12 protein-coding genes and 2 tRNA genes are annotated in these 12,685 nt (G+C 36.4%); 10 read left to right on the forward strand and 4 right to left on the reverse strand.

Annotation, left to right across the window (positions count from 1 at the left end):
- Positions 1–36: 36 nt before the first annotated feature.
- Positions 37–2,229: a DNA helicase RecQ gene (gene recQ, locus GON26_RS09200; protein ID WP_160374515.1), complete on the forward strand. Its 2,193-nt coding sequence runs from the start codon at positions 37–39 to the stop codon at positions 2,227–2,229.
- Positions 2,230–2,395: 166 nt separating this feature from the next.
- On the opposite strand, the gene GON26_RS09205 is transcribed toward recQ, so the two are convergent.
- On the reverse strand, positions 2,396–2,635 hold the full coding sequence (locus GON26_RS09205; RefSeq protein WP_160374516.1) for a hypothetical protein: 240 nt from the start codon (positions 2,633–2,635) through the stop codon (positions 2,396–2,398).
- A 373-nt stretch (positions 2,636–3,008) separates the two neighbouring features.
- Between GON26_RS09205 and GON26_RS09210 the strand changes: the two genes are divergently transcribed.
- On the forward strand, positions 3,009–4,568 hold the full coding sequence (locus GON26_RS09210; RefSeq protein ID WP_160374517.1) for an NAD(P)/FAD-dependent oxidoreductase: 1,560 nt from the start codon (positions 3,009–3,011) through the stop codon (positions 4,566–4,568).
- Between the two features lie 685 nt (positions 4,569–5,253).
- Here the strand turns inward: GON26_RS09210 and GON26_RS09215 are convergent.
- The 3 genes from GON26_RS09215 to msrB all read right to left on the reverse strand — a co-directional run bounded on the left by GON26_RS09215 (position 5,254) and on the right by msrB (position 8,337).
- Positions 5,254–6,663, reverse strand: a complete 1,410-nt coding sequence (locus tag GON26_RS09215; protein WP_160374518.1) for an aminopeptidase P N-terminal domain-containing protein — start codon at positions 6,661–6,663, stop codon at positions 5,254–5,256.
- Between the two features lie 485 nt (positions 6,664–7,148).
- Entirely contained in the window at positions 7,149–7,766 is a 618-nt protein-coding gene (msrA, locus tag GON26_RS09220; protein ID WP_160374519.1) for a peptide-methionine (S)-S-oxide reductase MsrA, read from the reverse strand.
- 7 nt (positions 7,767–7,773) lie between these two features.
- Complete coding sequence (gene msrB / locus GON26_RS09225; RefSeq protein WP_230407913.1) at positions 7,774–8,337, reverse strand: peptide-methionine (R)-S-oxide reductase MsrB; 564 nt, start codon at positions 8,335–8,337, stop codon at positions 7,774–7,776.
- 288 nt (positions 8,338–8,625) lie between these two features.
- Between msrB and idi the strand changes: the two genes are divergently transcribed.
- From idi to GON26_RS09265, 8 genes are all read left to right on the forward strand, one after another.
- The gene (gene idi / locus GON26_RS09230) at positions 8,626–9,153 is read left to right on the forward strand and encodes an isopentenyl-diphosphate Delta-isomerase (RefSeq protein ID WP_160374520.1); all 528 of its coding nucleotides are present in this window, start codon (positions 8,626–8,628) and stop codon (positions 9,151–9,153) included.
- A gap of 23 nt (positions 9,154–9,176) precedes the next feature.
- Positions 9,177–9,587, forward strand: a complete 411-nt coding sequence (locus GON26_RS09235; RefSeq protein WP_160374521.1) for a 6-pyruvoyl trahydropterin synthase family protein — start codon at positions 9,177–9,179, stop codon at positions 9,585–9,587.
- A gap of 3 nt (positions 9,588–9,590) precedes the next feature.
- Complete coding sequence (locus GON26_RS09240) at positions 9,591–10,049, forward strand: peroxiredoxin (RefSeq protein WP_160374522.1); 459 nt, start codon at positions 9,591–9,593, stop codon at positions 10,047–10,049.
- 61 nt (positions 10,050–10,110) lie between these two features.
- Complete coding sequence (locus GON26_RS09245) at positions 10,111–11,079, forward strand: type I phosphomannose isomerase catalytic subunit (protein ID WP_160374523.1); 969 nt, start codon at positions 10,111–10,113, stop codon at positions 11,077–11,079.
- Positions 11,080–11,136: 57 nt separating this feature from the next.
- Entirely contained in the window at positions 11,137–11,403 is a 267-nt protein-coding gene (locus GON26_RS09250; RefSeq protein ID WP_160374524.1) for a hypothetical protein, read from the forward strand.
- Positions 11,404–11,480: 77 nt separating this feature from the next.
- A tRNA-Thr gene (locus GON26_RS09255) sits at positions 11,481–11,554 on the forward strand.
- A 104-nt stretch (positions 11,555–11,658) separates the two neighbouring features.
- A tRNA-Thr gene (locus tag GON26_RS09260) sits at positions 11,659–11,732 on the forward strand.
- 422 nt (positions 11,733–12,154) lie between these two features.
- Positions 12,155–12,613, forward strand: coding sequence for a DUF5362 family protein (locus GON26_RS09265; protein ID WP_160374525.1), 459 nt, complete (start codon positions 12,155–12,157; stop codon positions 12,611–12,613).
- Positions 12,614–12,685: the final 72 nt, after the last annotated feature.

The raw sequence follows: 12,685 nt of genomic DNA on the forward strand, positions 1-12,685 counted from the left end.
TGTTGCAAATTTATACAAAATACCATTATATAAAGAATGAATTCAAACGAAATTGAAATACATAAGGAATTAAAGAAGTATTTCGGCTTTAGCCAATTTAAAGGGTTACAGGAGCAGGTCATCACGAGTATCTTAGCTAAAAAGAATACTTTTGTGATCATGCCTACTGGTGGTGGTAAGTCTCTTTGTTATCAATTACCCGCTTTAATTCAGGATGGGACAGCGATAGTTGTTTCGCCTTTGATTGCTTTGATGAAAAATCAGGTTGATGCTATTCGAAGCCTTTCTTCTGAAAATGGGATTGCTCACGTCCTAAATTCCTCTCTTACCAAAACTGAAATCGCTCAGGTAAAAAAAGACATTACGTCTGGCTTAACCAAGCTTTTGTATGTTGCGCCGGAGTCATTGACAAAAGAGGAATATGTCGCCTTTTTGCAAAGTGTGCCCATTTCGTTTGTAGCGATAGATGAAGCGCATTGTATTTCAGAATGGGGACACGATTTTAGACCAGAGTACCGGAATCTGAAAAATATAATTAAACAGCTGGGTCAGGTTCCTATTATAGGGCTTACGGCTACAGCAACTCCAAAAGTTCAGGAAGATATTCTAAAAAATCTGGACATGTCTGATGCCAATACTTTTAAAGCATCATTCAACAGACCGAACTTATACTACGAAGTTCGTACTAAAACTAAAAACATCGAATCGGATATTATTCGATTTATCAAACAACATAAAGGCAAATCAGGAATTATTTACTGCCTGAGCCGTAAAAAAGTCGAGTCTATTGCCGAAGTTTTACAAGTAAATGGTATCAGCGCGGTTCCGTATCACGCGGGTTTAGATGCTAAAACACGTGCCAAACATCAGGATATGTTTCTGATGGAAGATGTAGATGTGGTGGTAGCAACTATCGCTTTCGGAATGGGAATTGACAAACCGGATGTTCGATTTGTAATTCACCACGATATTCCAAAATCACTCGAAAGTTATTATCAGGAAACGGGTCGTGCAGGCCGTGATGGAGGAGAAGGGCATTGTCTGGCGTATTACTCCTATAAAGATGTTGAAAAACTTGAAAAATTCATGTCTGGAAAACCAGTAGCCGAACAGGAAATAGGTTTTGCCTTATTACAGGAAGTGGTGGCTTACGCCGAAACATCAATGTCACGCAGAAAGTTTTTACTGCATTATTTTGGTGAAGAATTCCCAGACGACGGAGAAGGAGCAGACATGGACGATAACGTTCGTAATCCCAAAAATAAAGTTGAAGCACAAGACCAGGTCGTTAAATTGCTGGAAATTGTTCGTGATACTAAACATATTTATAAGTCCAAAGAGCTTGTGTTTACTTTAATTGGCCGCGTAAATGCGGTTATTAAAGCACATAAAACAGATACACAGTCCTTTTTTGGGTCGGGTTCTGATCATGACGAAAAATATTGGATGGCATTGCTGAGACAGGTTTTGGTTTCGGGATATTTATCAAAAGATATTGAAACGTATGGTATTGTAAAAATCACCAAAGCCGGATTGGATTTTATCAAAAAGCCGGTTTCGTTTATGATGTCTGAAGATCACGAGTACAACGAATCCGAAGACGATGCAATCGTTACAGCAGCAAAATCATCCGGAACTGCAGATGAAGTTTTGATGGGCATGTTAAAAGAACTTCGTAAAAAAGTAGCCAAAAAACTAGGTGTTCCGCCATTTGTAGTTTTTCAGGATCCTTCGCTTGAAGATATGGCGCTTAAATATCCAATAACTCTTACCGAATTATACAATATTCACGGTGTTGGAGAAGGAAAAGCTAAAAAATATGGTAGTGATTTTGTAACCTTAATTAGTCGTTATGTTGAGGATAATGATATTATTCGTCCAGACGATTTGGTAGTAAAATCTACCGGAGTCAATTCTGCCAATAAATTATATATCATCCAAAACATTGATCGAAAATTATCGCTTAACGATATTGCTTCTGCCAAAGGACTTTCGATGGATGCTCTGATTAAAGAAATGGAGCAAATCGTATATTCCGGTACTAAATTAAACATCAAATACTGGGTTGATGATATGCTAGACGACGATCAGCAAGAAGAAATTCACGATTATTTTATGGAATCAGAATCGGATAAAATCGAAGATGCTTTAAAGGAATTTGATGGTGATTATGATATCGATGAATTACGATTGATGCGTATTAAGTTTATTAGTGAAGTGGCGAATTAAAATTCCAAATTTTGTAAATTCCAAATTCCAACTGCTAGAAATTCCAAATAAAAAATTCCAAATTCCAATTTTGGAGTAGTCAATATTTAAATTCCAAATTCCAATTACTAGCGATAGTTGGAATTTGGAATTTTTTATTTGGAATTTTCCCCAATTGATTGGGATTTTATCCTTCATAAACTTCCCCACGATGCGGTTTCAAAGCATCACGAACAGGAATCATGTATTCATCGGTAACCACCATAAAGGCAATGGCGTGCATTTCGTTTAAAACAGAAAAACCTGTAATATTTAGCGGAAGCTTTTCTATAACGATATATTCTTTTAAATGAATTTCGTGATGTTCAGCGGTTTTTGCTGAAGCCGGGCCACGGAAATCCCATATTAGTTTTATTTTTCTAGACATTTTTTTTAAAGGTGCAAAGGTTCAGAGTAGCAAAGGTACAAAGTCTATTTTGAAAAAAAGGTGCTGAGTTTCTGAGTTTTTCTGTAGAGATGCACTGCAGTGTATCTAACGGTTGTTAAAAGAAATCTTAATACAAATAATCTATGGCTAAAAATTAATAGTGAAGATTTGAAGGTTTTAAGTTTTTTCTGAAGGCACGCACTTTATTGTGTCTAATTGTTCAGTACACAGCTTTGCGAACTTTGTGTTTTCTGTGCGTAAAGCAAAATTAAATCGTAGCGTACTTTGCGGTAAATTATATAAAGTCACTTCAAAATGTTATTTTTGCATGTTCTTTTCATAAATAGAAAAGCTAATTGATAAATAATATACAATGCCTAGAGAACTTTTACTCCAAGTGACACCCGAAATAGCGGCAAACGAATTGTTGCTTAAAGACTATTTGTCTAAACAGATAAAAGTTTCTCCAAAAGAAATTCAGCACATTTCTATTCTAAAACGATCCATTGATGCGCGTCAGAAAGCGATAAAAATCAATTTGAAAGTGAATATTTTTCTGCAGGGAGAGCCTTTTCAGGAAAATAAAATCGAATTACCTCTATATAAAGATGTTTCTTCTGCAAAAGAAGTAATTGTGGTTGGAGCTGGTCCGGCTGGGCTTTTCGCCGCTTTGCAATTGATAGAATTAGGTTTAAAGCCAATTGTAATCGAACGCGGAAAAGATGTTCGTGGTCGCCGTCGTGACTTAAAAGCGATAAACGTAGATCATTTGGTCAACGAAGATTCTAATTATTGTTTTGGTGAGGGCGGAGCAGGAACCTATTCGGATGGAAAATTATATACCCGTTCTAAAAAACGTGGTGATGTAACCCGAATTTTAGAACTTTTGGTCGCTTTTGGAGCTTCAGAAGATATTTTGATTGAAGCGCATCCGCACATCGGGACGAATAAATTGCCGAAAATTATCGAAGACATTCGAAACAAAATCATCGAATTTGGTGGTCAGGTTTTGTTTGATACCCGCGTAACCGATATTTTGGTAAAAAATAATGAAGTGGACGGAATTGTAACCCAAAACGGAGATACGATTCATGCTAATAAATTAATTCTGGCAACAGGACATTCGGCTCGTGATATTTTTGAATTATTAGACAAAAAGAAAATATTTATCGAAGCAAAACCTTTTGCTTTGGGAGTTCGTGCGGAGCATTCGCAATCTCTGATTGACAGTATTCAGTACAGTTGCGATTATCGTGGGGAACATTTACCGCCAGCACCCTATTCTATTGTAAAACAGGTTAACGGCCGCGGAATGTACTCGTTTTGTATGTGTCCGGGTGGTGTAATTGCGCCTTGTGCGACAAGCCCGGGTGAAGTGGTTACTAACGGTTGGTCGCCATCTAAACGGGATCAGGTTACGGCAAATTCCGGAATTGTAATCGAATTGAAATTGGAAGATTTTAAGCCTTTTGCAAAATTTGGCGCTTTGGCCGGAATGGAATTTCAGAAAAGCATCGAGCAGAAAGCGTGGCATTTGGCTGGGGAAACTCAAAAAGTACCAGCGCAAAGAATGGTCGATTTTACACAAAATAAAGTATCTGCTGATATACCGAAAACGTCTTATGTTCCGGGAACTACTTCGGTAGAAATGGGACAGGTTTTTCCGGGTTTTCTTTCGCAGATTCTTAGAGAAGGTTTTCAGGAATTCGGTAAATCGATGCGTGGTTATCTGACTAATGAAGCCATTTTGCATGCGCCGGAAAGCAGGACTTCATCGCCAGTTAGAATCCCAAGAGATCCTTTGACTTATGAGCATTTGCAAATAAAAGGTTTATATCCTTGCGGCGAAGGAGCGGGTTATGCCGGCGGCATTATTTCTGCAGCAATTGATGGTGAAAAATGTGCTTTGATGATTGCCGAAACTTTGAAGTAAATTCAATATAAAATAATCGCCACGACCCGAGCGATAGGGAACTGGCGAAGCAATTCACGAATTTTATTTTAATAATTCGTGAATTCGTGGCGAAAAAATAATGACATGTTTTTTTGCGCGTGAGGGATAGGAGGAAGCTACCGAAGTAGCCCGGATAGCCCGACAGCATCCCGACAAGAGGGCGTATAAGCGCAAAGTGAGTTTGCCCTCTTGTCGGGATGGTGGCACGCCCTGAGTATTAACTACGAAATGAATATTTTTTTTGCGCTTAGTTTGTCATTCTGAAAGAATCTCTGAGTTTAGTAAATTAGGTTAGCTAGGATTCCTCCGGAATGACAAACTTTGGGTTTAAAAAAGATCAATCTCAAACAATTTTGTCATTCTGAAAGAATCTCTGAGTTCAGTGAATTACTTTAACTAGGATTCCTCCGGAATGACAAACTTTGGGTTAAAAATAGTTCAATCTCAGCACAATTTTGTCATTCTGAAAGAATCTCTGAGTTTAGTAAATTAGGTTAGCTGGGATTCCTCCGGAATGACAAACTTTGGGTTAAAAAAAGTTCAATTTCAACACAATTTTGTCATTCTGAAAGAATCTCTGAGTTTAGTAAATTAGGTTAGCTAGGATTCCTCCGGAATGACAAACTTTGGGTTAAAAATCTTTTAATCTGTGGCTAAAAATAAATTATATTTTCGGGAATTTCAATTCGTTGAAAGTGCTTTTTTCGGCAGCCAGTTTTTCTACATCCTGCCATGTTCTTGGGGAATCAATGGATAAGTTTTCGTATGAATCTTTAGTGATTAAAATATCATCTTCGATACGAACGCCAATATTCCACCATTTTTTATCACAGTTGCTGTTTGCCGGAATGTAAATACCAGGCTCAACCGTGATGATCATATTTTCTTTAAGAGGTGCTCTGTAGTTTCCTTTGTCGTGAACATCTAAACCAAGAAAATGCGAACAGCCATGCGGATAATATTTTCTGGCTTCTTTTAGTTCTTTAATGATTCCTAATTTCAGTAATCCCTGCGCTACCACTTCCTGTGCAGCAGTTTCGGTGGTTCTAAGTGAAGTTCCTTCTTTTAGTAATTTAAAAACAGCTTCCTGAGCATCATATACTATTTGATAAATTGCCTTTTGTTCTTCGGTAAATTTTCCGTTTGCAGGAACTGTTCTGGTAACATCGGCGGAGTAACCGTGGTATTCCGAACCAACATCCATTAGCAATAATTGATTGTCCATTTTAGAGCTGTTGTTTTCGCCGTAATGCAAAATACAGCCGTTAGCACCAACACCTACAATGGGTGGGTAGCCTTCGTCTTCTGCTCCGTGTTTTCTATGAATGTAGGTATGAATTGCTTCCGCTTCATTTTCGCTCATGTCGGGTCCAACTGCTTTCATAACTTCATTGTGTGCCATGCAGGAAAGTTTTACCGTTTTGCGCATTAAAACCATTTCTTCAGGCGTTTTTATTTCGCGAAGCGCATTGGTAATATCCGTAAATGTACCTATAGAAGCTTCGTTGGGTTGGGTAATGCCTGCTTTTGTTTTGAATGTCTGAAGCAAACCAAAAAGATCGAAACCACTATTATCGTTACCAATGTCTGTTGGGATTTCATCGTAAATTACCTGGCTGAATTTTTTGAAATCGATACCAGCATCTTTAAAGTCTTTTCCGTTGTAAACGGTCGAGAATCCTAATTTCGATTTTGCGCCTTCTACACCTAAACGTCTTCCGGTCCAGACTTCATGAGCGGCATTTCTTTCTCTCACATAAAAAACTTCGTTGTAAGCTGCTGCTCCGCTTCCCTGAGATTCTTTAAAAATGACCAAAACGGCGTCCGGCTCTTTGTATCCTGACAGGTAGTATAAATCTGGATTTTGGTGAAAGTTATAATTGACGTCTTTTGAAAAAACTCTTTCAGGATAAGAGAAAATAACGGCTACTGAGTTGGAAGGCATTAAGTTTCTGAAAGCTTCGCGTCTGCCTTTGTGGAATTCTTTTGAAAGATAATCAGTAGGTAAGTTTTCCTGAGAATGTATTTGATTGCTACAGATCAGGAAAGCAAAAAGTAAAAAAAGGTGTTTCATTTTTTGAGTTTTTTGATGATGGATTTTGATTTGTTTCTGATAGCCAAATTACAAAAAAATATGAATGTAATTCGGTTACCCCAATTTTTGTCGTGTGTCTGAATCTATTGAATAACGCTGTAAATATTGGCTAAAACGTGAAGTTTCACGTCAGGGACGTGAAATTTCACATCGCGGACGTGAAATTTGGCGTCGGGAACGTGAAATTTCACATCAGGAACGTGAACGTTTACATCGCCGACGTGAAATTTCACATCACGGACGTGAAGTTTCACATCAGGAACGTGAAATTTCATGTCACGGACGTAAAGTTTCACATCAAGGACGTGAAATTTCACATCGACGACGTGAAACTTCACGTTTTAGACCTAAATTTAGGAGTAGTCGTTAGTATTGTGTAAACTCAAAAAGTAAGAATGACTTTGCATAAAAAAAACCGCTCATTTTCATGAACGGTCTCCTCAATTAACCCATTATAATACTCTTTATTTCTTTTTCAGTTTGTCCTTAAAAACTTTTTCGAATTTTTCTATTTTCGGCTGAATCACCATTTTGCAATACGGTTGATTTTTGTTGTTTGCATAATAATTTTGGTGGTAATCATCGGCTTTGTAAAATGCTTTATAAGCTTCTAGTTTTGTTACAATCGGGCTGTCGTACACTTTTGCTTTATTCAAAGCAGCAATAATGCTTTCGGCAGCTTTTTTCTGTTCGGCATTTTTATAAAAAATAACAGAACGGTATTGTGTGCCTACATCTGCGCCCTGTCTGTTAAGTGTAGTGGGGTCGTGAACTGTAAAAAACACTTTGAAGATTTCATTAAGGTCCGTTACGTTTTTATCAAACGTAATCTGAACCACCTCGGCTGCACCGGTTTTTCCGGTACAAACTTCTTCGTAACTAGGGTTGGCTACATGACCACCAGCAAATCCTGAAACTACAGATTTTACACCATTCAGATTTTCGTAAACCGCTTCTACACACCAATAACAGCCTCCGCCAAGGGTAATGGTTTCCAGATTTGATGCTTTTTTAGGTTTTTCGCCTTGAGCGAAATTATTCAGAGATACTGCAAAAAGGCAGATGGCAATTATATTTTTCATAATAAAATTATTTAGAGTCAGGGATAAAATCTAAGGCAATCGAGTTCATGCAATAACGCTTTCCGGTGGGTTCAGGACCGTCATCAAATAAATGACCTAAATGACCGTTGCATCTTCCGCAAAGGGCTTCAATTCTCTCCATTCCGTGTGAATTATCGTTTTTATAAACGACACTTTTTTTGTTTTCCTGTTCAAAGAAACTCGGCCAGCCACATTGGCTTGAAAATTTGGCTCCCGATCTAAAAAGCAGATTGCCGCAGGAAGCGCAATAGTACGTTCCTTTTTCATCAGTATTCCAGTATTTCCCTGTAAAAGGTCTTTCGGTATCGGCATTTCGCATTACAGCGTAAACATCTTCGGGTAGAACTTTCTTCCATTCAGCGTCACTCACATTCAATTTTGTGGTATCGGTATTAGAATAATAAGGATTTCCGGGTTTTGCTATTTTGTTTTCCATAGTAACGGGTGTGTAATTTTCTTTTTTGGTGTTTTGTCCGCACGCCTGAAACATAAATAGCGGAATCAAAAAGCAGAGGCTGAAAAAAGGTGTTGTTGTTTTTATAATTTTCATAATGTTTCAATTTTATAATTCAAAGGTACAACGAGAGTTAGCTCTAAAATGTCGTGCAGTTTACAATTCAGATTTTTTTAAGTATGTTTTAACTTTTTATTATTTACGATAAATCTGAGGCTGTAGTTTTTAAATCTTATTTTTAAGGTGTTTTAGTAAATTTAAATTTTGTAATGTTCTAAATAGGAGATAATTATATAAATTCTGTCTAAGTTAAACTTATCACAATCTTTTCTAAGATTTTCCAGCCATTTCTTTTTTCGTATTTTTGTTAGTACAATAAGCCCTATGATAGAAGAAAACGTAATATTAGTGAATCAAAATGATGAGCAGATTGGCTTAATGCCAAAACTCGAAGCTCATGAAAAAGCGGTTTTGCATCGCGCCTTTTCGGTTTTTATTTTAAATAGTAAAAATGAGATGATGCTGCAGCAACGCGCCCATCAAAAATACCATTCGCCTTTACTCTGGACCAATACATGTTGTAGTCATCAACGTGAAGGGGAAACCAATATCGAAGCCGGAAGCCGAAGATTGTTTGAAGAGATGGGTTTTAAAACCGAACTGAAAGAATTATTTCATTTTATATACAAAGCACCATTTGATAATGGGCTGACAGAACATGAACTGGATCACGTAATGATTGGGTATTATAATGAAGAGCCTGTTATAAATCGTGATGAAGTAGAAGACTGGAAGTGGATGAAAATTGAAGATGTAAAAACCGACATTGAGAATCATCCGGAAAGTTATACCGTTTGGTTCAAAATTATATTTGATGAATTTGATCATTATTTAGAAGATCATAAAATTTAAAATTACCTATCCATACAACCTAAATGAGAGTAACCATATCAAGAAAAGCACATTTTAATGCTGCACATCGATTGTACAGAAAAGATTGGACATTTGAAAAAAACGATGCTGTTTTTGGAAAATGCAACAATCCCAACTTTCATGGTCATAATTATGGTTTAACAGTTAGTGTTACAGGAAAAATTGACCCCGAAACTGGTTTTGTTTTAGATGTGAAAGTATTAGCGGATATTATACGCGAAGAAGTAGAAATACCGTTTGATCACAAAAACCTGAATCTGGATGTTCCGGAATTTCAGGATTTGAATCCAACTGCAGAGAATATTGCCGTTGTGATATGGAATAAAATTAGAAAAAGAATTCAGCCCGATTTTGATTTAGAAGTCGTTTTGAATGAAACCGAACGCAATTTTGTAACTTATAAAGGAGAGTAAAGAATGTCATTAAAAATAGGAGATATAGTTCCGAATTTTACCGCAAAAGATAGTCACGGAGACGTGTTTGAAAGCCAGAGTGTTATTGGCAGAAAACCGCTTGTGATTTATTTTTACCCAAAAGACGATACGCCAGGTTGTACAACCGAAGCTTGTAGTTTTAGGGATCAATACGAAGATTTTAAAGATTTGGGCGCTGAAGTTATCGGAATCAGTAGCGACAGTGTCAAATCGCATCATAAATTTGCCCATAAACATCAATTGCCTTTTATTCTGCTGTCTGATCCGGACAAGAAATTGAGAAACATTTTTGGAGTGCGTAACAATCTTTTCGGGCTTTTACCTGGAAGAGTAACGTATATTATTGATAAAAATGGTGTTGTCATTTTGATTTTTGACAGTCTTAATGCCGCTAAACACATTCCGAAGGCTTTGGAAACAATCAAAGAATTAGTATTATAAAACTAAAAAATAGTACCACTAAAGAAATTAGAAATTAAAGATATTTGCCAAAAATAATTATATGAATCCAAAATTATACCCATTACAGTTTGAGCCTATTTTGAAAGAAAGAATCTGGGGCGGAGAAAAACTAAAAACCATTCTCAATAAACCAATTACTTCAAACATAACAGGCGAAAGCTGGGAACTGTCAACGGTAGAAGGTGATGTAAGTGTCGTTGCCAATGGAGCTCTGAAAGGAACAGCATTGACAACACTTATTGATGAATCGCCAAATGAAATTTTAGGAACTGCAGTTTACAAACGATTTGGAAAACAATTTCCGTTGCTTTTTAAATATCTGGATGCCCGTGAAGATCTTTCGATACAAGTTCATCCAAATGATGCATTGGCAAAAGAACGTCACAACTCTTTCGGAAAAACCGAAATGTGGTTTGTAACCCAAGCCGATGCTGATGCCAGAATAATTGTTGGTTTTAAAGAAAATTCGAGCAAAGAAGAATATGTAAAACATCTAAATGACAAAACTTTAGTCGATATTCTGGATACTGTAAAAGCAAAACCGGGAGATGTTTTCTTTCTGGAAACCGGAACTGTTCACGCTATTGGTGCGGGATTAGTTGTTGCCGAAATTCAGCAAACATCAGATATTACGTATCGTTTGTACGACTTTGACCGTAAAGATGCTCAGGGAAATACAAGAGAATTGCATGTTGATCTGGCTTTGGATGCGATTAATTATAATAAGGTAGATACCCAAAAGAAATATGATTCGAAAGTAAATGTTTCGAATGAAGTAGTTGACTGTCCTTATTTTACGACCAATTATATTCCGTTAGAAAGTAAAATTGAGGTTGCTAAAAACGGAGAATCATTTACCGTTTATATGTGTATCGAAGGAAGTTTCGAAATTGAATTTGACGGCTTTAAAAATTCGTATCAAAAAGGGGATACGGTTTTGGTTCCGGCTGAGATTAATTCATTTATTTTGAATGGAAAAGCTTCAATTTTAGAAATTTACATTTCATAGCGCTTAATATAAAGATTATATGTACTTTTGCAGACGCAAATTAAAATTAAAATAAAAATGGCAAACGTTAAAAATTTAAAGAAAGACATCAATTTCGTATTAGGAGATATCATTGAAGCAATTTATTTGTTCGAAATGTCAACAACAGGAAATCCTACTCCAGAAACGAATGCTTTGATCGATGAAGCTATCGCTGCTTTTGATACTTTGATTACTAAAGTAAATGCTAAAAACGTTGAAAATAAAAAATCTCACTTCAAACAAATAAATGTTGAATTGGAACAAACTGCAAATCAATTGATTGCTAAAATCAACGAATTGTAGTCAAAAAAAAGTATAAAAAGTTTGATTTTTTTTTGGAAAAAAGAAAAACAGGCTTATCTTTGCACCCGTAATGAGTCGCCAGCGTAGCTCAGTTGGCTAGAGCAGCTGATTTGTAATCAGCAGGTCGTGGGTTCGAGTCCCTCCGCCGGCTCAACATAAAACCATCACTTTTAGTGGTGGTTTTTTTATTAAAATAGAGGCAGGTTTATTTTGGAAATACAAAAAACCATTTTATCTTTGCACCCGTAATGAGTCGCCAGCGTAGCTCAGTTGGCTAGAGCAGCTGATTTGTAATCAGCAGGTCGTGGGTTCGAGTCCCTCCGCCGGCTCAACGTAAAACCATCACTTTTTTAGTGATGGTTTTTTTGTTTTAACACCACAATAAATTCCAATTTTTTAAAATTGCTTCGCCTATTCGCTATTGCTCGGGTCCAAATTCCAAATTTTGTAATCTGTTTTTTTTAACGCAGAGAACACTAAGTTTTTTAGCTTTTAGTTTTTATAAAAAGTAGAGTTCGCAAAGCTTTGTATTGATTTAGCTTTGCGAACTCTAAACTTTCTAAGCAATCTTAGATAAAATTTTTTGCGTTCTCTGCGTTAAAAATAATTAGCGAATATAATTTTGATGTTTTTCCACAACATTTAGTGTTGATCCGTTTTAAGATTGGAATTTGGAATTTAAAAGTTTGGAATTTAAAAACGTAGTTGCAATAATTTTCTTATGTTTGTTTCTTAACCAAAAAACAGTAAAATGGAAGAAACATCAGTTTTTGAAAAATTTGAGTTGCAGCTCAATCAATCTGCAAAAGACTTTTTAAAAGAAACAGCCAAATGGGCTTACTTTTTATCGATAATAGGTTTTGTCGGTATTGGATTTCTTATAATAGCCGCCATTTTTGCCGGAGCTATTTTCTCTACATTAGGAAATACAGTACCCGCAATGGGCGCTATGGGAGGTTCTTTCGGATTGATGATAAGTGTTTTTTACATTCTTTTCGCAGCGATTTATTTCTTTCCGGTTTATTATTTATTTAAGTTCGCATCAAATGCCAAAACTGCTTTTAAAGACAATGATTCAGAAGCATTGACTAATTCTTTTGAATACTTAAAATCACACTATAAGTTCCTCGGAATTTTTACGATTTCTATCCTGGTTATATATGGACTTATCTTTGTATTTGCCATTTTAGCGGGATTAGTTGCCGGGTAAAAGTCACCAAATAAATAAATCCCAATTTTTTAAATTCCAAATTCCAAAACTTTGTGACTTCGTTACTTTGCG

The sequence above is a fragment of the Flavobacterium hydrocarbonoxydans genome (assembly GCF_009789235.1).
GTDB lineage: Bacteria > Bacteroidota > Bacteroidia > Flavobacteriales > Flavobacteriaceae > Flavobacterium > Flavobacterium hydrocarbonoxydans.